Raw genomic sequence first — 22,662 nt, 5'->3', positions numbered from 1 at the left:
CGATGACGCTGGTTAAATCGCTGGCCGCCAAACCCTGGATATGGTCGTTCATCGGCGCGATGTTCGTCTGGCTGGCGACCATCGCTTTCACCGGCGGCTATGGCGGCGGTGGCATGGTCACGGCGGCACTGTCGCTGGCGGTGTTCACCGTCATCGTCGGAGTCGGCCAAATGTTCGTCATCACGCTCGGGCCAGGCAATGTCGACCTGTCGCTGCCGGCCAATATCGGGCTCGCCAGTGCCGTCGCCATGAAGGTCATGGGCGGCAGCGATTCCATGATCGTGGTCGGGCTGCTCGCCGCGCTCGCCTGCGGCGCCGCCATCGGTGCCGTCAACTATCTCCTGATCTGGGCGCTGAGGATCCCGCCGATCATCGCCACTCTGTCGGCCAGCTTCATCATCCAGTCGATCGACATCAGCTATGGGCGTGGCCTGCAGATCAAGCCGCCGCCCGGCTTTGCCGATTTTGCCAACTGGCAAATCCTGGGCATTCCAGTGCTGGCGATCCTTACCGTATTGTTCAGCATCGGTGCGGCCATCGCCTTGCAGCGCATGATCTATGGCCGCTCGGTGCTGGCGATCGGCCAGAACATCCGCGCCGCGTGGCTTGCCGGCGTCAATGTCGGCCGCACCCGCTTCCTGACTTACACGCTGTCGGGCGCGCTCGGCGGCATGGACGGGGCGCTGCTCGCCGGCTATTTCCGCGGCGCCAATGTCGATATCGGCAACGAGTACCTGCTGGCCTCGATCGCCGTCGTCGTCATCGGCGGCACCTCGGTCGCCGGTGGCAAGGCCAATGTTCCCGGTGTCTGGGGCGCGGCGCTGTTCCTGGTGCTGCTTCTGACCATGCTCAACACGTTCGGCGTCAGCGCCGGCGTTCGGCTGTTGCTGACCGGGCTGATCATCGTCGGCGTCATCACCGTAGCCGGCGGCGAGGAAGCGCTGCGCTAAAAGGCGTGAGCCCGGCAGCAGTCCCGCCAAATTTGACCATGTGGACAAAAGTCCGCACCCGTTCCATAGTTCCGCGTCTGATTTCGGAACAGTCGGCTCGACACGGCTGTCAAACAGAGGGGCACTAGATGGAAAACCGGAAAAACAAATCGCAATCGACCGGCCTGTCGCGGCGCGACGTGCTGGAACTCGGCGCACTTGGCCTGGCCGCAGCCATGCTGCCGGGTGCAGCCCTCGCCAAGGACAAGAAGCTGAAGGTGGCGGCGATCTTCGCCACGCCGATCGAGGAGCCGTGGGACAACCAGATCCACGTCGCCCTGCAGAAGGCCGAGAAGGAACTCGGCATCGAATACAAATGGTCGGAAAAGGTGCAGACCGCCGATTTCAGCCGCGTCATGCGCGAATATGCGCAAGGCGGGTACCAGCTGGTGCTGGGCGACGCCTTCGCCGCCGAGCGTGAATCGCGCCGCACGGCAAAGCAGTTCCCGAAGACGGCATGGCTGTTCGGCTCGGGCGCCGGCCCGGCCGAGCCCAATTTCGGCGTCTTCGACAACTGGATCCACGAGCCGGCCTATCTGTCCGGCATGATCGCCGGCAAGATGTCGAAGTCGGGCACGATCGGCGCGGTGGCGGCCATGGGCATTCCGGAAGTGAACCGGCTGGTCAACGCCTTCTTTGCCGGCGCCAAGGAGGTCAATCCCAACATCAAGAAGAAGGTCGCCTTCATTGGCTCGTTCTTCGATCCGCCCAAGGCCAAGGAAGCGGCGGTCGCCCAGATCGATGCCGGCGTCGATGTCATCTATGCCGAGCGCTTCGGCGTCATCGAGGCGGCGGTGGACAAGAAGATCCTCGCCATCTCCAACATGTCCGACCAGTCGAGCCTCGGCCCCGACACGGTCATAACCGGGCCGGTCTGGGACATGTATCCGACGGTCGAGCAGGCGATCAAGCTGGTCAAGGCCGGTGTCTTCACCGCGCAGGATTATGGCGATTTCTCGCGCATGGCCAAGGGCGGGTCGTTCCTGGCGCCCTACCATAAATTCGACAAGACGCTGCCGGCGGATGTGAAGGATCTGGTCGAGAAGAAGAAGGCCGAGATCCTGGAAGGCAATTTCCGGGTGGATGTGGATGAGAACACGCCGGTTTCGGATTAGCTCGGCGTACCCTCCCCCTTGAGGGGAGGGTGGCCCGCAGGGCCGGGTGGGGTCCTCCGCGAAGTGCTCCATCCTGCTAAGTCATGGGTTGAGGCAGTTGAGGTGACCCCACCCGCCTCGCTTCGCTCGGCACCCTCCCCTCGAGGGGGAGGGGTATCTCCGCAGGAGCATCCTTGTCCGCCCCTCTCATCGAAATGCGCGGCATCACCAAGAGCTTCGGCGCCGTCAAGGCGAATGAGGCTGTCGATCTAAGCGTCGCCCCAGGTGAGATCCTCGGCCTGCTGGGCGAAAACGGCGCCGGCAAGACGACGCTGATGAATGTGCTGTTCGGCGCCTATGCGCCCGATGCCGGCGAAATTCTTATCCAGGGCAAGACCGTGCGGATCACCAGTTCGGCCGATGCGCTGGCCGCCGGCATCGGCATGGTGCACCAGCATTTTCATTTGGCGCCAAGGCTGACGGTCCTGGAAAACCTTCTGATTGGCATTCCCGGCAAATCCGGCCGCATCGACCGCGCCGGCGGACTTGCCCGGTTGTCCGACATCAGCCGTCAGTATGGGCTGACGCTGGACCCCAACCTGCCTGTCTCCGCGCTGTCGGTCGGCGAGCAGCAGCGGCTCGAAATCGTCAAGGCGCTGTTTCGCGGCGCCAGGCTGTTGATCCTCGACGAGCCGACGGCGGTGTTGGCGCCGAGCGAGGTCGACGGGCTGTTTTCGGCGCTGCGCTCGATGGCGGCGCAGGGGCTCGGCATCATCTTCATCTCGCATAAATTGAACGAGGTGCGGGCGCTCACCCATCGCTGCACCGTGTTGCGGCACGGCCGCGTTGCCGGCCGTGTCGACGATCCGGCGAACACGACATCGGCAGAAATGGCGCAGCTGATGTGCGGCCATGAGATCGTGCCGCCGGCAAGAGGACCTTCGACCCCAGGCGCGGCGGTGCTGACGCTCGACGGTATTTCCACCTCACGGCATTCGGGGACGCCGCTGCGCGATGTATCGCTTGCCGTTCGCGCGGGCGAAATCCTCGGCATTGCCGGGGTCTCCGGCAATGGCCAGCGGGCACTGGCCGAGGTGATTTCCGGCACGCGCGCGCCCGACGCCGGCGTGATGACGATAGCCGGCAAACCTGTGACGCGGTTCTCCCCGCGCGAGGTGCAGGCGCTCGGCCTTGGCCGCATCCCGGAAGACCGTATGACGACCGGGCTGGTCACCAATCTGCCGCTCGCCGATTCCATGGTGTTGCCGCGCATTGGTACTGCGGCTTTCAGCAGCCGGGGCCTGCTCAAGCCAGATGCGATCCGCGCCTTCGCCGAAGAACAGATCAAGGCCTATGACATCAGGTGCCCCGGGCCGATGACCCGCGCCGGCGCGCTGTCGGGCGGCAATCTGCAGAAGGCGCTGCTGGCGCGCGAACTGGCTTTCGACCCGAAGGTGCTGATCGTCTCGCAGCCGACGCGCGGCCTCGACATCGGTGCCGCCCGCTTCATCCACGAAAAATTCCTCGACATGCGTGCCAAGGGCTGCGGGATCATCGTCATCGGCGAGGATCTCGAAGAGCTGCTGGTGCTCTGCGACCGCATCGCGGTGATGTATGAGGGCCGCATCGCCGGCACGCTGGACAGCGCCGATGCGAACATCGCGCGGCTTGGGCTGCTGATGACCGGGGCAGAGGGCAGAGCCTAGATGGACTTTCTCACTCGGTTCCTCGCAGAAACCTCAAATAATACTGCCCGCTTTTGGCTGACTTTAAGCGTCAGCGCTGCCCCTCACCTGCCTGCCGGCATCCTCTCCCCGTATAGAGACGGGGAGAGGGGCTCTCACCCATGGTTTCGCCAATCACCAAAGCTGCAAGAGGGGAGTTGCATAGGGCCCGGATCCCTTCTCCCCGTGTCTATTCGGGGAGAAGGTGCCGGCAGGCGGATGAAGGGCGGCGCGACCGTCTGGGCGGCGGAGGGGCATAGCTGATGTTCCGCCTCGAAGCCCGCAGTTCCACCCCCGCCTGGTTCAATCTCGCTTTGCCGCTGCTGGCCATCGGCGCAGCGCTGGTCCTGTGCAGCGGCCTCATCGCGCTGGCAGGCGCCGGCGTGCTTGAGGCCTATGGCGTGATGCTGTCGGCCTCGTTCGGCGACAGCTATGCCATCACCGAAACGCTGGTGCGCGCCGCCCCGATGATCTTCACCGGGCTGGCTGTGGCCGTCGCCTTCCGGGCCAAATTCTGGAACATCGGCGCCGAGGGCCAATTGCTGGCCGGCGCCGTGGCCAGCTGCTTCGTCGGCGCCATCCCAATGCCGGGCGCGCTGGCGATCCTGTCGATGGCGCTGGCGGGCGCTGCTGCCGGTGCCGCGGTAGCGCTGGTGCCCGCGACGCTCAGGGTCAAATTCAAGGTGGATGACGTCGTCAGCTCGCTGCTGCTCAACTCGGTCATCTACTATGCGCTGATGGCGCTGATCGAGGGGCCGTGGAAGGACTCGTTCAGCGGCTATCCGATCTCGCCGCCGATCGAGGATTCGGCGAATTTCCCGGTGCTGCTCGAAGGCACAAGGCTGCATCTGGGTGTCATCGCCGCGTTGATCGCGGCCCCGTTGATCTGGTTCCTGATCGTGCGCACCACGCTCGGCTTCCGGATCAGGGTCACCGGCGAAAGCCCGGAAGCCGCCCGCTATGGCGGCATACATGTCGAGCGGGTGCTGATCTCGACGGCGCTGCTGTCGGGCGCGCTGGCCGGGCTTGCCGGCGTCGGCGAGGTCGGCGGCGTGCATTTCCAGGTGATGAGCGACATTTCGCCGGGCTATGGCTATTCCGGCATCGTCGTTGCCATGCTGGCCAGGCTCAATCCGCTCGGCGTCGTACCGGCGGCGATCTTCCTGGCCGCCGTGATGACCGGCGCCGAAGCGATGTCGCGCGCCACCGGCGTACCGGCGTTCCTCAGCGATGTCATCCAGGGCACGGCGCTGCTCGCCATGCTGGTGGCGCTGCTGTTCACGGCCTATCGCATCCGCCGCGTCGGTGCCGCCTTATGAGCGCGGTGTTCGAACAGATCTTTCAGGTCGGCTTCCTCGCCGCCATTATCCGCATCGCCACGCCGCTGGCATTTGCCACGCTGGGCGAGATGTTCTCCGAGCGGGCCGGCGTGCTCAATCTCGGTATCGAAGGCATCATGCTGCTCTGCGCGATGACCGGCTTCACCGCCGCCAGCCTCAGCGGCAGCCTGTGGCTCGGCGTGCTGGCCGCGGTGTTGACCGGCATGGCGATGAGTGCGCTCCATGCGCTGTTCACCGTGGCGCTCGGCCTCAGCCAGCATGTCTGCGGCATCGGCGTTACTTTGTTCTCGTCCGGCCTTGCCTATTTCCTCTACCGTCTGACCTTCGGCCAGCAATCGGTGCCGCCCAGCATCAAGGGTTTTCAGACGGTGCCGATCCCGCTGCTGTCGGATATTCCGGTTCTGGGGTCAGCGGTTTTCAACCAGTTCGCGCTGGTCTACTTGGCAATCATTGCCATCCCGCTCGCTGCTTTCGTGCTCTACCGCACGCCTTGGGGGCTGTCGGTGCGGATGGTCGGCGAGAACCCGCGCGCCGCTGATTCCGCTGGGGTCAGCGTCATCGCCACGCGCTTCCAGGCGGTCATCCTCGGCGGTGCGCTGATGGGGCTTGCGGGCGCCTTCCTCACCATGGCACAGTTCAACGCCTTCACCTTTGGTGTCGTGTCGGGCCGTGGCTGGGTGGCGATCGCGCTGGTCGTGTTCGGCCGCTGGGACCCGTGGCGCTCTGCGGGCGCGGCGCTGCTGTTCGCCTTCGTCGATGCGCTACAATTGCGCATGCAGGCGAGCGGCCTCGGGCATATTCCCTATGAGACGTTCTTGATGCTGCCGTTCATTTTCACCATCGTCGCGATGGCCGTGATGTCACGCAACGCGGTTGCGCCGTCGGCGCTGCTGAAGCCGTTTCGACGAGAAGAGCGGTAAGCGAGTAGGACTTGGCGCCCTTCCTCTCCCTCCGGGGGAAGAGGTGGCGCTGCGAAGCAGCGACGGAGCGGGGAACCACCTCGCCACTGTTGCCAACGGGTGCGCATGAATCTTCCTTGCGCCAAGGGTCGACCCCCACTCCGTCGAGCTGCGCTCGACACCTCTCCCCCGATCGACGGGGGAGAGGAAGGGCGCCAAGCCTGGGATACTCACATCGCCGTAAAACCATTATCGACAAACAGATGCGTGCCATTGACGAAGCTGGACTCATCGCTGGCGAGGTACAGCGCTGCCTTGGCCACTTCCTCAGGCTCACCGATGCGGCCCTGCTGCGCGGCCAATGCGGCGTCCGATACGTCGACGCCGAGCTTGCCGAGATCGGCGACCTCGCGCAGGCCGTGCGGCGTGCGGATGAAGCCGGGACAGACGGCGTTGCAGCGTATGTTGCGGTCGCGGAATTCGACTGCGATGGCGCGCGCGAACATGTGGCAGGCGCCCTTGGTGGTGTCGTAGAGCACCTCCATGGGTGTGGCCGCCACAGCCGAGATCGACGAGGTGCAGACGATCGAACCGCCACCGGCAGCGATCATGCCCGGGAGCACGGCGCGCGTCATCAGGAACATCGAGCGGACATTGACCGCATGCAGCCAGTCCCATTCCTGCACTGTCGTCTCCAGGAACGGCTTTATCACGATGGTGCCAGCATGGTTGAACAACACCGTGGCCGGGCCGAGCCTGGCAGTCGCCGCCTTCACTGCGGCCTCGACCTGCGCCTCGTCCGAGACGTCGGCCACCCAGTGTTCGGCGATATGTCCCCGCGCGCGTATCGCCGCCGCAGTGGCTGCCGCCGCCTCGCCATTGCGGTCGATGATCGCCACCTTGGCGCCTTCGGCGGCGAACAATTCCGAGGCCGCTCCGCCCATTCCGGTCGCGCCGCCCGAGATGATTGCAATCTTGCCGGCTAGTCTTGTACCCATGTTCTGTTCCCCGTTCCCGATCGAAATGATCCGCATTTACGCCGGAATGGCGATGCTATCGCCTATGCAGATGTCGGCCAAGCTTGTCGCTCGCTTGTCGCCAGCAGGGGTCTCCCAGCAATCCCAAACCAAATAATAAGGAATACTGAGAAAATCATTCTACATATCGCCAAAAAATAGCACTCGACAAAGTCTACTGATTTTATAGATTAATCCGCAAGACGGAGGTCGATATGTCCTATATCCAGAACGCCGAGACGGACCGCACCAGCCAGAGGCTGGCCAATAGCCAGGCTTTCCGCCCGGCCTATGCCGGCGCTTTCGCCTATCTCGTCTTTGCCCTTGCGTTCGTGTTCACCGGGGCAGTCGTGCTCGGCTTGATTCCCTGACCGATCAGGCCGAAAGGGTGGCGACCTAGCGCTTTCAGTGAGTGACCGGAGTTGATGAACCGAACGCGGACGCGCTTTGGCGCTGATGCTTGTTTTTACGCATGTCGTCGTCTCAAAACCGGGGGCGACATACGTCCAACGTGATGGAGGAGATGGCAATGCCGATCGAGTTCACGCATGTTCCCGGTAAAACGCATGCCGCCGATGCCGGTTCGGCCGTACCGTTCTTCTATGATTTCGTCGAGACGGCGACCAAGCTGTCGCTGATCGAGGATTCCGGCTTCCAGAACATCGTCGTCGACGACCCGGCCGGGCTGTTGACCAATATGGACATCGCCGCCCAGGCGCTGGACCGCACCTCGTCGCTGGAAGTGGTGCTGACGCACTGGGCCGGCGTGATCGCGCCAGCCGTTGCGGCGCGGCAACTGGCGGCGCTCGACGCCAGGAGCGGCGGCCGGCTGGCGCTGAGGATGCTGAGCGAGCCGCTGGATGACGACGATGCCGAGACGCGTCCGGTCGGCCACACCGTGGTCTGGCAGCGCATCGACGAATATCTGGTGCTGCTGAAGCGGCTGTGGTCGAACGACCGGCCCTTCGACCATGAAGGTGCATTCTACAGCATCAAGGGTGGCTATGTGCCGCGCAAGGGGCCGCATGGCGTCGACGTGATCATCCGCATGGGTGGCCAGTCCGGCACCGCGCTCAAGGTCGCCGGCCGCCATGCCGACGTGTTTGAACTCACGGCTGGTTCGCTCGACGAGATCCGCCAGCTGATGGAACGGGCGCGCAGCGCCGCCGCCGAGCATGGCCGCGCCGGCAAGCTGCGTTTTGCGCTTCCGGTCCGGGTCCGCTCGGAGGGTGGCGCCTCTACCGTCGCCCACAAGGCGGTCGAACTTTCCGGACCACCGGCGCAGATCGCCCTGTCGCTGCTGCCCTATGCGGCGCTGGGCATCAGCGAGTTCATGATCGTCGGTGTCGACCGGCCGCGCGAGATCGCCAGCGTCGGCCGCGAGACGATCGCGCTCTTGCGCAACTCGCTGGCAGGCCGGGAGGCGGAGGTGCCGCAGCCCGGCGCGTTTGCCTCGCGGGGCGGGTCGGATATTCACGCAGGGTGAATTTGCGGGTGGAATGAAAGCTATTTCGTAGCGTTCCTTCACACCCCCCTCTGCCCGGCAGGGCAGAGGGGTGCTGTCCCGCCAGCGTCTAATCACCACTCAGCACTGCCAGCGCCTCCAGCACCGCGTCAGATTCCGTCAGCGTACCAAATACCCCGTCCTCCACCGTCACCATATGCAGCGCCGCGTCATGCGCGTATTGGTCGCCGCTGGCGCAGGCATCGGCGATGGTCAGGCACTGGAAATTGCGGTCGCAGGCCTCGCGCAGCGTCGTGTGCACGCAGACATCGGTCGTGCAGCCGGAAAAGATCAGATGGGTGATGCCGCGTGCGCGCAGCACAAGTTCCAGGTCGGTGTAGGTGAAGGCGCTGTTGCAGGTCTTGTCGACGATGATGTCGTGCGGCGCGACGTCGATGTCGGCGACGATCTGAAAGCCGGGGCCGGAGCGCAGCAGCACGTCGGTGCCTTCGAGACCCGCCCGCTTGCGGCGCCATCTCTCGTACGGCGTCATGTCGGCCATGTCGCCGCGATATCCCTGCCTGGTGTGAATGATGGTGAGGCCGGCCGCGCGTGCCGCTGATATCAGTCGGTTAACTGTCGGCAGGATGGCGCGCAGCGGCGCGGGGTCATAACCCTTCCTGGCGAAATAGCCGGTCGGCGAGAGGAAATCCTCCTGCAGGTCGATGACCAGCAGCGCGGTGTTTGCCGGCACCAGCCGGCCGTCATAGGGGAAATCGAACGGTATCGCCTTGATCATCGCAGCCTGCCTCAATTGCTGCCCGGTATCGTGGCCCAGCAACCCTGCGGCCGTCCATCCCTCAGTGCGACGACACCAGGTAGACCGACGCCAAGACGATGTGCCGCTGAGACATCGCGCCGATAATCGTTGGCCAAAAAAGCCATCTTGTTTGTTGACTGGCAAACTCATGTTTTATAGTCAAGCAGGGCACTCGGCCGCCTGAATTGTTTCCAGCGGCTGTGCCGCGTTTGAGAGAAGCCAGAACCAGTGGCTGGATTTTCGGGGTCGACATTCCGTCACCGACCAGCCGATCGGTACGTGCAATGACGAAGCGAGGACGAAGCGTGTCCAGAAATGGTTTGTTGGCGGCGCTGGCCGCGGTCATGCTGTCGGCCGGCAGCGCTGCTGCGCAAGAGCAGCCAAACACGCAGCCCAGGGTGACGACGGAACCCGCTGCAGCTGCCCGGTCGGCGGCCCAGCCTTCCCCGGTCGCAGTCGAACGGCCCGCACCGGCTGCGCCTGTCGCGCCGGCTTCGCCAACTGCCGGGCAGGCGGCGCCGACCGCGCCACAGCCGGCAACCCAGCCCGGTGCATCCGCGCAGGCCGAGCCTTCGGCAATATCGCTGACGCTGCCGCACGATCTGTCGCCCTGGGGCATGTTCATGGCCGCCGACATCATCGTCAAGGCGGTGATGATCGGGTTGGCCTTCGCCTCGCTGGTCACCTGGACGGTGTGGCTGGCCAAATCGCTGGAGATTCTCTTCGGCAAGCTCGGCGCCCGTCGCGCTGCGCGCGCCATCGGCAATGCCGCCACGCTGCGCCAGGCCGGGCGCGCGCTTGGCAACAGTGGCGGCCCCGGTGCGCTTTTGGTGCGGGCGGCCGAGGAAGAGACTGCCCTTTCGGCCGGTGCGCTCGGCCATGTCACCGGCGACGGGCTGAAGGAACGCGTGACGTCGCGCCTGTCGCGCATCGAAGCGGCGGCGGCGCGGCGCATGTCGCGCGGCACTGGCGTGCTGGCGACGATCGGCTCGACGGCGCCCTTCGTGGGCTTGTTCGGCACCGTCTGGGGCATCATGAACGCCTTCATCGGCATCTCGCAGGCGCAGACCACCAACCTCGCGGTCGTCGCGCCCGGCATCGCCGAGGCGCTGCTCGCCACGGCGATGGGCCTGGTCGCGGCCATTCCCGCGGTGGTCATCTACAACGTCTTTGCGCGGTCGATAGCCGGCTACCGGCAGCTCCTTGCCGATGCCTCGGCCGGGGTCGAACGGCTGGTCAGCCGCGATCTCGATTTCCGCACGGTGCCGCAGGCGCCCGCGCTGGCGGCGGAGTGATGGGCCATGGCGGCTAGAATTCGCGAGACTGTCGACGGCGATCTCGAGGAAAGCCACGAGATCAACGTGACGCCGTTCATCGACGTCATCCTGGTGCTGCTGATCATCTTCATGGTCGCTGCCCCGTTGGCGACAGTCGACGTCAATGTAGATCTGCCGGGTTCGACCGCGAGACCGGCGCCGCGGCCGGAAACGCCGCTGTTCCTGACGCTGAAGGACGATCTGACGCTGGCGATCGGCAATGACAGCGTGCCGCGCCAGGCTTTCGCCGCGGTGCTCGACGGCAGAACCAAGGGCGACAAGCAGACCCGCATCTTCCTGCGTGCCGACAAGGCGGTCGGTTATGGCGAGCTGATGGAGGTGATGAACCTGCTGCGCGGCGCCGGTTATCTGAAGATCGCGCTGGTGGGGCTGGAGACGGTGCCGGCGGACGCATCCGCGGCGCACCCGGGCGCCGCCCCGTGACGCAACTGGCCGCCGCCGCCCCCGCGGCGCCGCGCGCCGGCGTGCGCGAAATTGGCTTGTGGGCGGCTGCGGCCATTGTCATTGTCGGCGCGCATGTCGCGATCGTCTATGCCGTCCAGAGCTTCAGCCTGGCCAACATGGCCGATGGCGGCCCGCCGCCGGCTGTGGCTATCGAGCTGTCGCCGATGATGGTGGCGCCGGCGGTGCGGGTGGACTCAGCGGCCGACGTGGTGACGCCCGAGCCGCCGAACCAGATCGAGGAGGCGGTTGCCGAACTGAAGCCCGTCGTAGAGCCCGAGCCCGGTCAGCCGGAGCCGGTCACCGAGAAGACGGAAGCGGTTCAACCCGCCGCTCCGATCGAGACGGCAGCGGCCGAGCAGCCCGATCAAGCGCCGCCGCTGGATGAGGTGGTGCCCGACATCGTCCCGACCATAGCGCCGGATGTGGTCATTCCGCTGCCCCAGACCAAGCCGGCGGAGACCAAGCCGGTGGAGGCCAAGCCGATCGAGAAGGCGAAGAAGGCTGCCGAAAAACCCAAGCCGAAACCGAAAGAGAAGAAGGAAAAGGCCGCGCCGGCGAAAGCGGTCGTGACCGCCAGTGTCGATCAAAAGGCAGCGGCGAAGGCGTCGGCGCCGAAGGCTTCGCAATCGAGAGGATCATCAGTCAGTGCAAGCAAATGGAACTCCCAGCTGATCGGATGGATCAATCGGCACAAGCGCTACCCGAGCGCGGCAAGGTCGCGGCGCGCCGTGGGTACCGCAAATGTGACCTTCGTCGTCAGCGCTTCGGGCAAGGTGACCTCCGTCCGGCTGACACGATCTTCGGGGGACGCCGATCTCGATCGCGCCGCGCTCGGCATTCTGCAGGGTGCGACGGTGCCCGCGCCACCGCCTGAGAAGGCCGGTACGGCTGTCGTGGCGCCTTTGATGTTCACGCTGCGGAACTAGAAGCAGCCGGACAAGGCCGATCCCATGACCACGTACTTTCCCGCTTGACTGACCCGCCGGACCGAATACGCTAACGCAAAATACCGGCCTTGGTCGCCGGGCGGCAAATATGCCTCGTATGCCTCGCCCTCCGGCGCTGGCTGCGGGGCATTGTCATTTCTGAGGATCGGTTTGAAACGGCGTATCGAGATCGGCATCCTGTATTCCCGTTCGGGCAGCTACCAGCTGGTCTCCGATGCGTGCCGGATGGGCGCCATGCGCGCCATCGCCGACATCAATGCCGATCGGAGCTATGGCATCGAACTGGTTCCGGTCGAGCGCGATCCGCAAAGTAATGCCGATCGCTACGCGACTTTGTGCGAGGACATTTTCAGGACCAGCAGCGCGCGCCATGTCGTCGGTTGCGTCACCTCGTGGAGCCGCAAGGAAACCATCCCGGTGCTGGAGAAGGCCGGCGGCATGCTCTGGTATGCCTGCCCCTATGAAGGGTTCGAGGCCAACGAGCATGTCGTCTACATGCACGCCTGCCCCAACCAGCATCTGGTTCCGCTGATGGCGCATGTCGTGCCGCGTTTCGGCGCCAACGGCTTCCTGCTCGGCTCGAACTACATTTGGGGCTGGGAGATGAACCGCGTGGCGCGCGACCTGATCGCGGATGCCGGCGGCAAAGTGCTGGGCGAGCGCTATCTGCGCATCGGCGAGACCGACGTGTCGCGGCTGATCGCGGAAATCCGGGCGACGAGGCCGAGCTTCATCCTCAACAATCTGATCGGCACCTCATCCTACGCCTTCCTGGCGGCTTACCGCGAGCTGGGCGATGAGGATGCGGCATTCAGGCCGGAAAACTGCCCCGTCATCTCCTGCAACCTCACCGAAGGCGAGTTGCCGGCGATCGGCGATACAGGGAAAGGGCATCTGTCGGTCGGGCCCTATTTCGCGCCCCGGCCGGCTGCCTTCGCTTCGTCCTTCGAGGCCTCCGCCTATGCCTCGGTGCAGGTGATGGCCGACGTGCTGTCGCGCGACACTGATGCCGGCCCGGCGGAATTTTCCAAAGCCTTCGCCGAGCGGCGCTTCTCCACCCGGCTCGGGCCGATCGCCATCGACGCCCACTCCCAGCACGCGACGCTGCCGGTGATCATCGGCCGGATCGCCGATGGCTTCTTCGAGGTCGTCAGCCAGGAGGATGAGGTCGCGCCGGATCCATATCTGTCGCGCTACGACCCCGCCAAGACATTCGGCCGTCCGCGTCTGAGGGTGGTGTCATGACGCGGACGCGCATCCCCAATCTCGGCGGCGCGCGGGCTTTCATCCTGCATCGCCCGCATCCGACGGTGCAGGCCATCACCAGGCAATTGTCGGCCATCGGCCTGGCTACGATCGACTGCTGGCCGGAATTGCCGCCGGAAGCTCTCGCCGCCGATTTCGTCTTCTTCGATGCCGATCTCGGTTTCGACGAGCAGTTCCCGTGGGAAGCCGGTGAGGCGCCGATGCCGCTGGTGGCGCTGATCGGTTCCGAGGCGCCGGGGCGTATCGAATGGGCGCTGTCGCACAAGGCCGATGCGCAGCTGCTGAAGCCGGTCGGCAATGCCGGTGTGTACAGCGCATTGCTGATCGCAAGGCAGAGCTTCGAGGCACGCAAGCATTTAGCCGGCGAGATAGCGTCGCTGCGCCAGCGCGTCGCCGAGCGCCAGACCATTGTGCGCGCGGTGACGGCGCTGTCGAAAGGCAGCGATGACGAGCGTGCCTATGCACAACTGCGATCGCTGGCGATGAGCTGGCAGATCAGCGTCGAGGATGCCGCGCGCAGGATCGTGGCAATGACGGATGAGGAAGGCGGCGATGACCAGTCCCATCGCGCCTGATCTCCCGGTACGCATGCCGGCAAAACCGCGCGCCGGCGTCTGGCGTCGGCTGGTCAAACGCCGCCTGGCGCTGCTCGGGCTGGTCATCGTCGCCATTGTTGTCGCCGGCGCCGTGCTGGCGCCCCGGCTGACCGGCTACGATCCCAACGAGCAGATGTTCGACGGCCTGACCATCGAGGGCTCGCCGCTGCCGCCCAGCGCCCAGTATTGGCTCGGCACCGACCTGCTCGGACGTGACCTCTTGACCCGCATCCTCTACGGCGCCCGCACCTCGCTGATCATCGGCATCGTCGCCAATGGCGTGGCGCTTTTGATCGGCACTTTGGTGGGCGTCACCGCAGGCTATTTCCGCGGCTGGATCGGCAGTGCGCTGATGCGCTTCACCGATCTGATGATGGCGTTCCCGGCGCTGCTGCTCGCCATCTGCCTGGCGGCAGTGTTTCAGCCGAGTCTGTGGATCGTCGCCATGGTCATCGCGCTGGTCAACTGGGTGCAGACGGCGCGTGTCATCTACACCGAGACCTCATCGCTGGCCGAGCGCGAGTTCATCGATGCCGAGCGCAGCATCGGGGCGAGTGCGCCGCGCATCCTATTTCGCCACATCCTGCCGCATCTGCTGCCGACCATCATCGTCTGGGGCACGCTCGGCATCTCGACCACGGTTCTGCTCGAGGCGACGCTTTCCTTCCTCGGCATCGGTGTGCAGCCGCCGACCGCGTCGTGGGGCAACATCATTTTCGAGAACCAGACCTATTTCCAGGCCGCGCCCTGGCTGGTGTTCTTCCCCGGCGCCGCAATCCTCGCGTTGGCGCTGGCCTTCAATCTGATCGGCGACGCGTTGCGCGACATCCTCGATCCGACGCAAAGGGGCCGGGAATAATGGGGGGCCGGTCATGATCGCCTATCTCGGCCGCCGGCTGATCCAGTCGCTGCTCATCCTGCTTGGCGTCTCGCTGATCACTTTTGCGCTGCTCTACCTCTTGCCGGCCGACCCGGTGCGGCAGATCGCCGGCCGCAGTGCCACGCCGCAGACGGTGGAAAACATCCGCCAGCAACTCGGCCTCGACCAGCCTTTCGTGGTCCAGTACTGGCACTATCTGACGAAGCTACTCAGCGGCGATCTCGGCCGCTCCTACATCCAGCGCTCGGAGGTCACCGAACTCATCGTCTCGCGGCTGCCGGCCAGCCTGCTTTTGATGGTCGGCGCCATCCTTTGCGAATTGCTGATCGGGCTCTCGATGGGGCTGATCGCCGCCGTCAAGCGCGGCTCCGCCACCGACCAGACCCTGATGGTGGCCTCCTTCGTCGGCGTCTCGGCGCCGCAATTCGTCGTCGGCCTGTTGCTGCTCTACGTCTTTGCCGTGCGTCTCAGCTGGTTCCCGATCGGCGGCTATGGCACCTGGCGCCATCTGGTGCTGCCGTCGCTGACGATGGGCATACTCGGCGCCGGCTGGTACGCGCGCATGATGCGCTCGTCGATGATTGACGTCCTGCGCCAGGATTATGTCCGCACGGCGCGGGCCAAAGGCCTGGCGCGCAGCGCCATCATATTCCGCCACGCACTGCCGAATGCCATCCTGCCGGTCATCGCCATGATAGGCATCGACATCGGCATCTTCATGGGCGGCATCGTCGTCGTCGAAAGCGTGTTCGGCTGGCCCGGCATCGGTCAGCTGGCGTGGCAGGCGATCCAGCGCGTCGACATTCCGATCATCATGGGCGTCACGCTGGTCTCGGCCTTCGCCATCGTGCTCGGCAATCTGCTCGCCGACATCATCGCGCCGTTCATCGATCCCCGCATCAAGCTCAGATGAAAATGAAACAGAGAAAGGGAACACAACAATGAAAAAGTTTCTCGCATCCACAGTCGCGGCATCGGCCTTGGCCCTCATGCTCGGCATGACAAGCGTCCGCGCCGAAGACACGGTCGATCCCAACGCCAAGCAAGGCGGCGCCATCACCATCACCTACAAGGACGATGTTGCGACCCTCGATCCGGCGATCGGCTATGACTGGCAGAACTGGTCGATGATCAAGAGCCTGTTCGATGGGCTGATGGATTACGAGCCGGGCACCACCAATTTGAAGCCCGATCTGGCAGAAAGCTACGAGATTTCGCCCGACGGCCAGACCTTCACCTTCAAGCTGCGCCATGGCGTGAAATTCCACAATGGCCGCGAGATGACGGCCGACGACGTGAAATATTCGCTCGACCGCGTCACCAATCCGAAGACGCAGAGCCCCGGCGCCGGCTTCTTCGGCTCGATCAAGGGCTATGACGATGTCGCCGCCGGCAAGGCCGAAGGCCTGTCCGGTGTCACCGTCATCGACCCCTACACGGTCAAGTTCGAACTGACCCGGCCCGACGCCACCTTCCTGCACGTCATGGCCATCAATTTCGCCCATGTCGTGCCGAAGGAAGAGGTCGAGAAATATGGCGCCGATTTCGGCAAGCATCCGGTCGGCACCGGCGCCTTCAAGCTCGCCGAGTGGACGCTGGGACAGCGCATCGTCTTCGAGCGCAATGCGGATTACTGGCACAAGGGCCTGCCGCATCTCGACAAGATCACCTTCGAGATCGGCCAGGAGCCGATCGTGGCGCTGCTGCGCTTGCAGAAGGGCGAGATCGATGTTCCCGGCGACGGCATTCCGCCGGCCAAGTTCCAGGAGGTGATGGCCGATCCCGAGCAGAAGGCGCGTGTCGTCGAAGGCGGTCAGCTGCACACCGGCTACGTCACCATGAACACCACCATGGCGCCGTTCGACAATGTTAAGGTGCGTCAGGCCGTCAACATGGCGCTCAACAAGGCGCGCATCATCCAGATCATCAACGGCCGCGCCGTGCCGGCCAATCAGCCGCTGCCGCCGTCGATGCCGGGCTACGACAAGGAATACAAAGGTTATCCCTATGACGTAGCCAAGGCCAAGGCGCTGCTGGCCGAGGCCGGTCATCCCGATGGTTTCGACACGCAGCTGTTCGCCATGAACACCGATCCCAACCCGCGCATTGCCCAGGCGATCCAGCAGGACCTGGCGGCCATCGGCATCAAGGCCAGCATCCAGTCGCTGGCGCAGGCCAATGTCATCGCCGCCGGCGGTGACAAGGCCGGCGCGCCGATGATCTGGTCGGGCGGCATGGCCTGGATCGCCGACTTCCCCGATCCGTCGAATTTCTACGGCCCGATCCTCGGCTGCGCCGGCGCGGTGCCGGGCGGCTGGAACTGGTCGTGGTACTGCAATAAGGACCTCGACGCCAAGGCGGCCGAGGCGGATTCTGTGGTCGACCCGGCAAAGGCCGGCGAACGCGACAAGATGTGGAGCGCCATCTACGACAAGGTGATGGAAGACGCGCCCTGGGCGCCGGTCTTCAACGAACAGCGCTTCACCATGAAATCCGCCCGAATGGGCGGCGCCGACAACCTCTATGTCGACCCGGTCCATATCCCGATCAACTATGACAATGTGTACGTAAAAGATGTGCAATAGCTGCGACTACACCATCCATGGGCGCCATCACCATTTCGGCTGGGACAATTCCTTTATCCCGGCCGAGCGGGTGGCGCCCGGCGCGACCATCGAGTTCCAGTGCCTCGATGCCGCCGGCGGCCAGCTGAACGCCGACAGCACGGTCGCCGAAATCGTCAAGCTCGACTTCGCCGGGGTCAACCCGGTGACCGGGCCGATCTTCGTCGAGGGCGCCGAGCCGGGTGACGCGCTCAAGGTGACGATCGAGATGTTCAAACCGTCCGGCTTCGGTTGGACGGCGAACATTCCCGGTTTCGGCCTGCTCGCCGACGACTTCACGGAACCGGCGCTGAACATCTGGAAATACGATGCAGCCGCGCTCGAACCGGCGCTGTTCGGGAAAAACGCGCGCGTACCACTGAAGCCGTTCGCCGGCACCATCGGCAATGCGCCGGCTGAGATGGGGCTTCACTCGGTGGTGCCGCCACGGCGGGTCGGCGGCAATCTCGACATCCGCGATCTCGCTGCCGGCACGACGCTCTATCTGCCGGTTGAGGTGGCCGGCGCGCTGTTCTCGGTCGGCGATACGCACGCCGCACAAGGCGATGGCGAGGTCTGCGGCACGGCGATCGAGAGCCCGATGGACGTCGTGCTCAAGCTCGACCTTGTCAAGGACGCCAGGCTGAAGACGCCGCGCTTCACCACCGCCGGTCCGGTGACGCGCCATCTCGACGCCAAGGGCTATGAGGTGACGACGGGTATCGGGCCGGACCTGATGACCGGCGCCAAGGAGGCGGTGGCGCAGATGGTCGATCTGCTTGCTGGGCGGTATCAGATCGATCCGGTCGAGGCCTATATGCTGGCCTCGGTGTGCGGGGACCTGCGCATCAGCGAGATCGTCGACATGCCGAACTGGGTGGTGTCGTTCTATTTTCCGCGTTGCGTGTTTGAATGACGGTACGTCGGCGCCGCACCCCCACCCCGCTGCTTCGCAGCGACCCTCCCCACAAGGGGGAGGGTAAAGCGCTGCCACCCTACCTCCCCCTTGTGGGGAGGTCGGACCGGAGGTCCGGGTGGGGGTCAGCGCCAAGGTTTGTGCGAATGGTGCGACGGAACCAATCCGTCGCAGGGCTCCACCCACAATGACCCTCGCCGACAACCCCATCCTCTCCATCGCCAACCTCTCCGTCAGCGTGCGCGGCGAGGACGGCGAGCGCGATGTCGTCTCCAACCTGTCGCTGACGCTGGCGCGCGGCGAGACGCTCTGCATTGCCGGCGAATCCGGCTCCGGCAAGTCGATGACCGCGCTGGCGATCATGCAGCTTTTGCCGCAGCCGGCGGCGCGCATATCGTCAGGCATGATCCGTCTTCGGGATGGGAATCGGGGCGACACCGACCTAGCAACCCTCGACGAACGCCAGATGCGGCGCATTCGCGGCGACCGCATCGCCATGATCTTCCAGGAGCCGATGACCTCGCTCAACCCGGTTCTGTCGATCGGCCGGCAACTCACCGAATCAATCGAGGCGCATACCAGCCTGTCGTCGGCGCAAGCCCGCCGGCGCGCCATCGAGGCGTTGAAGGCGGTGCGCATTTCGGAGGCGGAAAGCCGGTTAAAGCAGTTTCCGCACGAACTCTCCGGCGGCATGCGCCAGCGGGTGATGATCGCCATGGCGCTGGCGCTCGAGCCCGACGTGCTGATCGCCGACGAACCGACGACGGCGCTCGACGTCACCGTGCAAGGCGAAGTGCTGGAGCTGTTGCGCGACCTGCAGCGCCAGCATGGCACCAGCGTCATCCTGATCACCCACGATATGGGCGTGGTTGCCGAAATGGCCGACCGGGTCATCGTCATGCGCGACGGCCGCATGGTCGAAGAAGGCACGACATCGGATATTTTTGTCCAGCCGCAGGCCGACTATACGCGCGAACTGCTGGCTGCCGTGCCGCGCATCGGCAGTGGCGTCGGTCGACAGAAATCCAGGGATGCGATTGACGTCTTGAAACCGGCCAATGTCGCCGAGATCAACGACCTGCATGTCCGCTTCGATCTGCGTGGCGGCATCTTTGGCCAGGTCACCCGCCGCGTCCACGCCGTCGAGGGCGTCAGCTTCTCGATCGCGCCCAACGAAACGCTTGCTCTGGTCGGCGAATCCGGCTGCGGCAAGTCGACGACCGCCAAGGCGCTGGCCGGACTGGCGCCGTATAGCGGCGACATCGTCATTGGCGGGCGCAATCTCTCCGGTCTTGGCCGCGACGAGCGCAAGGCGGTGCGCCGTGACGTCCAGATGATTTTCCAGGATCCCTTCGCTTCGCTCGATCCGCGCATGCGCGTCGGCGAGCTCGTCGCCGAGCCGCTGGTGATTCATGGCATCGCCTCGAAGGACGAGCGCCGGGAACGGGTCGCGGCGCTGTTCGAGCGCGTCGGCCTGTCGGCCGACCAGATGGAGCTTTACCCGCACGAATTCTCCGGTGGCCAGCGCCAGCGCGTCTGCATCGCCCGAGCGCTGGCGCTACGACCAAAACTGATCATCGCCGACGAAAGCGTCTCGGCGCTCGACGTCTCGGTGCAGGCGCGCGTGCTCGATCTCCTGAAGGAATTGCAGCGCGAATTCGGCGTCGCCTATCTCTTCATCTCGCACGACATGGCGGTGGTCGAGAACATTTCCGACCGCGTTGCCGTCATGTATCTCGGCCAGATCGTCGAGATGGGCACGCGCGACCAGGTGTTTTCCAACCCGCTCCATCCCTATACGAGGCGGCTGATCGAAGCGGTGCCGGTGCCCGATCCGGCGCAGCGCAGAACGCGCTTCGCGCGCCTCGACCAGGAAATCCCGAGCGCCACCCGCAGGATCGGGGAGGCGCCGCTGAAGCTGGCGCTGAACGATGTCGGCGGCGGCCATCTGGTTACTGCGGAAAGCTGAGCCCGCACTGGCTGGCAGCTGTTCTTTTACTTTGTTGAGTACAACCAAGAACTGCCGTCTCGGGTTTACCGCGTCTTAGGTGGACGGCGGCCACTATACGGTCGGCGTTCTTGCCACGGGGAAAAATAGTGCTCAAGGCGGTTCTGCAGCTGCTGCCGGGTCGGTTCATGGATGTGCGCATGCGCGTATCCGCCGACTACGAGACGCGCGTCGTGGAGCGGCCCGGGCGCTGGATGAAGGCTGCCGAACTGGAGCAGCTGAGCAGCGATCTGCGGCTGGTAGCGTCCAAGACACTGAAGTTCGGCAGCCTGACCTATGGCGTGTTTTCCGGCGACCGCAGCCGGCTGGAACATTCCATCATCACCATTGTCTACCGGCGCAGCGACCGGCAGCCGATCGCCTTCAACTCGCTGGCGCTGATGGAGATATCGCTCGCCGGCAAGCCCTATGAAGTCTTGCACCTCGGTCTGGTCATGATCGATCCCGACGAGCGCAGCCGCGGGCTGAGCTGGATCCTCTACGGCCTAACCTGCTTCCTGATGTTTTTGCGCAATCAACTGCGGCCGATCTGGATTTCCAATGTCACCCAGGTACCCGCTGTCGTCGGCATGGTCGCGGAGGCGTTCAGCAATGTGTTCCCAGGACCGCATGCCGGCGCGCGCCGCTCGCTTACCCATGTGCTTCTGGCGCGGCAGATCATGGCGCGCCATCGCCATGTCTTCGGTGTCGGCCCCGAAGCTGGTTTCGACGAAGAGCGCTTCGTCATCACCAACGCCTATACGGGCGGCTCGGACGATCTGAAGAAGACCTTCGACGAGGCGGCCAAGCACCGCGTCGAGACCTTTAACGAGTTCTGCCACAAAGAGCTCGACTACACGCGCGGCGATGATGTGCTGCAGATCGGACAGATGAGCTTTCAGTCGGCGCGCACCTATCTCGCCGACGCGGTTCCGCGCGGCTCGCTTGCCGCCCTTGCGGTAGCAGGTGCGGCGGCCACGCTGCAGCGGCTGGTTTTGCCGGTGGTACACTGGGCGGATAGCAGCCGCCAATGGAATGTGCTGAGACCATGGACACGCTGATGGCTTCATCCGTGATGATGCCTGGGTGTGAGCTGATGGGCGCTGACCGATGAACCTCGATGGCACGCTCGTGGCCGACACCATCACCTCGCTGGCGGCGCTGTTCGGGCTGCTGATCGTGATATCGGTCGTCGGCGGGCGCGACACCGGCGATCCGCTGTCGCGGCGTTTTCTGTTCGGTTTGCGGGTGCTGGCGGTGCTGCTCGCCTGCCGAATCCTCGACTGGACTACCGGCCTCGCACTCTTCCGCTTCGTCACCATCGCGGCGGCGGGCCTGCTGCCGCTGGCCGCACTGCTGCTGACCGAGGGGCTGTTGCGCCGGCATGCGCCGTTTGCGCTAAAGTTCTTTGCCGCCGGCGGCGCCCTGCTGTTGCTACTGCTGGCGCCGATCTCGGAACGCTTTGCCGAGCCATGGCGGATGGCGGTACTACTTGCCTTCCAGTTCGGAGGTTTTCTCGCCATCGGCTGGCTGGTGATGACGCGCGATCGCGACAGCCTGTCGGCGGCCGAAAACCGCACGGTCGAGCGCATGGCGCTGTCGCTGCTGTTGATCATTCCGTTCATGGTCACCGACTACCGGCCCGGCCTGTTCGAAGTGCCGGTTCGGCTTGGCGGCATCGCCATCCTGTTCCTGTGCTGGCTTACGATCGGCCTCGGGCGCGCCAGCCTCGGCCATCGCGACACGATCGGCGCCTTTACCGTGATTACGCTGAGCTCGGTTTTCGCCGGGCTGGCGCTGGGCGGCATCGACGATCTCGGCTGGCGCGGCAGCGTGCAGGGCGTGGTGATCGTGCTTTCGGCGACGCTGCTGGCAGTCATCTACAATGACAGCGTCAGCCTCACCGCCGAGAAGCGCCGCGACTCGTTGCTGAAGCATATGGCCGAGGGCGACCTCACCGATTCGGCGCGCTTCCTGCGCGGCCTGCAGAGCCATATCCTTGTCGACGGCGCGCTGATCCTGCCGGCAGGGGACCTCGGCGATTTCGACCTGAAGGTGCTGGCCCGTGCACTGGAGCAGGAGCCCGTGCGCTCGCTCGCCGATGCGCAGCCGGGGGCGCCAGTCGACCAGGATATACGCGAGCAGCTGGCATGGCTGTTCGAGAAATATGAGGCGACCCATGTACTGCTGGCGACGCTCGATCCGCTGACCGTGGTGGCGCTCAACATGCCGACGCTTGCCTCATCGCCGGGCGTGGAAATGGAGCTGCGGGCAGTCCAGCGCATGGCGATGCTGATTTCGCAGCGGCAGGCGAAGGGTTGATCATACTGAACGGGCCGGCTCTTGCGTCGGCCCGTTGC

Annotated in this window: 21 protein-coding genes; 19 read left to right on the top strand and 2 right to left on the bottom strand. The window is 64.8% G+C overall.

Features of this window, described 5'->3' with window-relative positions:
• Positions 1-2: 2 nt before the first annotated feature.
• The 5 genes from X751_RS144075 (at position 3) to X751_RS144095 (ending at position 6,067) form a co-directional block, all read left to right on the top strand.
• Positions 3-950 carry an ABC transporter permease gene (locus X751_RS144075; RefSeq protein WP_023745384.1) on the top strand — a complete coding sequence of 316 codons (948 nt, stop codon included), beginning with the start codon at positions 3-5 and terminating at the stop codon, positions 948-950.
• 128 nt (positions 951-1,078) lie between these two features.
• Positions 1,079-2,104: a BMP family protein gene (locus tag X751_RS144080; RefSeq protein WP_023694458.1), complete on the top strand. Its 1,026-nt coding sequence runs from the start codon at positions 1,079-1,081 to the stop codon at positions 2,102-2,104.
• A 173-nt stretch (positions 2,105-2,277) separates the two neighbouring features.
• Positions 2,278-3,789 carry an ABC transporter ATP-binding protein gene (locus X751_RS144085; RefSeq protein WP_023745383.1) on the top strand — a complete coding sequence of 504 codons (1,512 nt, stop codon included), beginning with the start codon at positions 2,278-2,280 and terminating at the stop codon, positions 3,787-3,789.
• Positions 3,790-4,070: 281 nt separating this feature from the next.
• Positions 4,071-5,126, top strand: coding sequence for an ABC transporter permease (locus tag X751_RS144090; RefSeq protein ID WP_023683937.1), 1,056 nt, complete (start codon positions 4,071-4,073; stop codon positions 5,124-5,126).
• A complete protein-coding gene (locus X751_RS144095) occupies positions 5,123-6,067 on the top strand; it encodes an ABC transporter permease (protein ID WP_023694455.1) in 945 nt (314 codons plus the stop codon). The genes X751_RS144090 and X751_RS144095 overlap by 4 nt, the downstream gene beginning before the upstream one ends.
• Before the next feature lie 209 nt (positions 6,068-6,276).
• Here the strand turns inward: X751_RS144095 and X751_RS144100 are convergent, their stop codons facing one another.
• Entirely contained in the window at positions 6,277-7,044 is a 768-nt protein-coding gene (locus X751_RS144100) for an SDR family oxidoreductase (protein WP_023686096.1), read from the bottom strand.
• A 233-nt stretch (positions 7,045-7,277) separates the two neighbouring features.
• On the opposite strand from X751_RS144100, the gene X751_RS1000000165830 reads away from it, so the two are divergent.
• Positions 7,278-7,433: a hypothetical protein gene (locus X751_RS1000000165830; protein ID WP_023670454.1), complete on the top strand. Its 156-nt coding sequence runs from the start codon at positions 7,278-7,280 to the stop codon at positions 7,431-7,433.
• 158 nt (positions 7,434-7,591) lie between these two features.
• Positions 7,592-8,548, top strand: a complete 957-nt coding sequence (locus X751_RS144105; protein WP_023745381.1) for an LLM class flavin-dependent oxidoreductase — start codon at positions 7,592-7,594, stop codon at positions 8,546-8,548.
• Positions 8,549-8,636: 88 nt separating this feature from the next.
• Here the strand turns inward: X751_RS144105 and X751_RS144110 are convergent, their stop codons facing one another.
• Positions 8,637-9,305 carry an isochorismatase family cysteine hydrolase gene (locus tag X751_RS144110; RefSeq protein ID WP_023686098.1) on the bottom strand — a complete coding sequence of 223 codons (669 nt, stop codon included), beginning with the start codon at positions 9,303-9,305 and terminating at the stop codon, positions 8,637-8,639.
• Between the two features lie 326 nt (positions 9,306-9,631).
• On the opposite strand from X751_RS144110, the gene exbB reads away from it, so the two are divergent.
• The 12 genes from exbB to X751_RS144170 all read left to right on the top strand — a co-directional run bounded on the left by exbB (position 9,632) and on the right by X751_RS144170 (position 22,624).
• Positions 9,632-10,621, top strand: coding sequence for a tonB-system energizer ExbB (gene exbB / locus X751_RS144115; protein ID WP_023687757.1), 990 nt, complete (start codon positions 9,632-9,634; stop codon positions 10,619-10,621).
• Positions 10,622-10,627: 6 nt separating this feature from the next.
• Positions 10,628-11,086, top strand: coding sequence for a TonB system transport protein ExbD (exbD, locus tag X751_RS144120; RefSeq protein WP_023745380.1), 459 nt, complete (start codon positions 10,628-10,630; stop codon positions 11,084-11,086).
• Positions 11,083-12,033, top strand: coding sequence for an energy transducer TonB (locus X751_RS144125; protein WP_023745379.1), 951 nt, complete (start codon positions 11,083-11,085; stop codon positions 12,031-12,033). Before exbD ends, X751_RS144125 begins: the two co-directional genes overlap by 4 nt.
• Positions 12,034-12,204: 171 nt before the next feature.
• Positions 12,205-13,299: a transporter substrate-binding protein gene (locus tag X751_RS144130; protein WP_023700174.1), complete on the top strand. Its 1,095-nt coding sequence runs from the start codon at positions 12,205-12,207 to the stop codon at positions 13,297-13,299.
• Entirely contained in the window at positions 13,296-13,895 is a 600-nt protein-coding gene (locus X751_RS144135; protein ID WP_023693236.1) for an ANTAR domain-containing protein, read from the top strand. The genes X751_RS144130 and X751_RS144135 overlap by 4 nt, the downstream gene beginning before the upstream one ends.
• Positions 13,873-14,775, top strand: coding sequence for an ABC transporter permease (locus tag X751_RS144140; protein ID WP_023693235.1), 903 nt, complete (start codon positions 13,873-13,875; stop codon positions 14,773-14,775). Before X751_RS144135 ends, X751_RS144140 begins: the two co-directional genes overlap by 23 nt.
• 13 nt (positions 14,776-14,788) lie before the next feature.
• Positions 14,789-15,709, top strand: a complete 921-nt coding sequence (locus X751_RS144145) for an ABC transporter permease (protein ID WP_023693234.1) — start codon at positions 14,789-14,791, stop codon at positions 15,707-15,709.
• A 28-nt stretch (positions 15,710-15,737) separates the two neighbouring features.
• Positions 15,738-17,381, top strand: coding sequence for an ABC transporter substrate-binding protein (locus X751_RS144150; protein ID WP_023745378.1), 1,644 nt, complete (start codon positions 15,738-15,740; stop codon positions 17,379-17,381).
• Positions 17,371-18,315, top strand: a complete 945-nt coding sequence (locus tag X751_RS144155; RefSeq protein WP_023715885.1) for an acetamidase/formamidase family protein — start codon at positions 17,371-17,373, stop codon at positions 18,313-18,315. Before X751_RS144150 ends, X751_RS144155 begins: the two co-directional genes overlap by 11 nt.
• A 187-nt stretch (positions 18,316-18,502) precedes the next feature.
• On the top strand, positions 18,503-20,284 hold the full coding sequence (locus X751_RS144160) for an ABC transporter ATP-binding protein (protein WP_023745377.1): 1,782 nt from the start codon (positions 18,503-18,505) through the stop codon (positions 20,282-20,284).
• Positions 20,285-20,412: 128 nt separating this feature from the next.
• Entirely contained in the window at positions 20,413-21,363 is a 951-nt protein-coding gene (locus X751_RS144165; RefSeq protein ID WP_031202896.1) for a hypothetical protein, read from the top strand.
• A gap of 49 nt (positions 21,364-21,412) precedes the next feature.
• On the top strand, positions 21,413-22,624 hold the full coding sequence (locus X751_RS144170) for a hypothetical protein (RefSeq protein ID WP_023745375.1): 1,212 nt from the start codon (positions 21,413-21,415) through the stop codon (positions 22,622-22,624).
• Positions 22,625-22,662 lie beyond the last annotated feature (38 nt).

The sequence above is a fragment of the Mesorhizobium sp. LNJC394B00 genome (assembly GCF_000502555.1).
Taxonomy (GTDB): domain Bacteria; phylum Pseudomonadota; class Alphaproteobacteria; order Rhizobiales; family Rhizobiaceae; genus Mesorhizobium.
The sequence above is the reverse complement of the archived record's forward strand: the minus strand, read 5'-3'. Positions and strand labels throughout refer to the sequence as shown.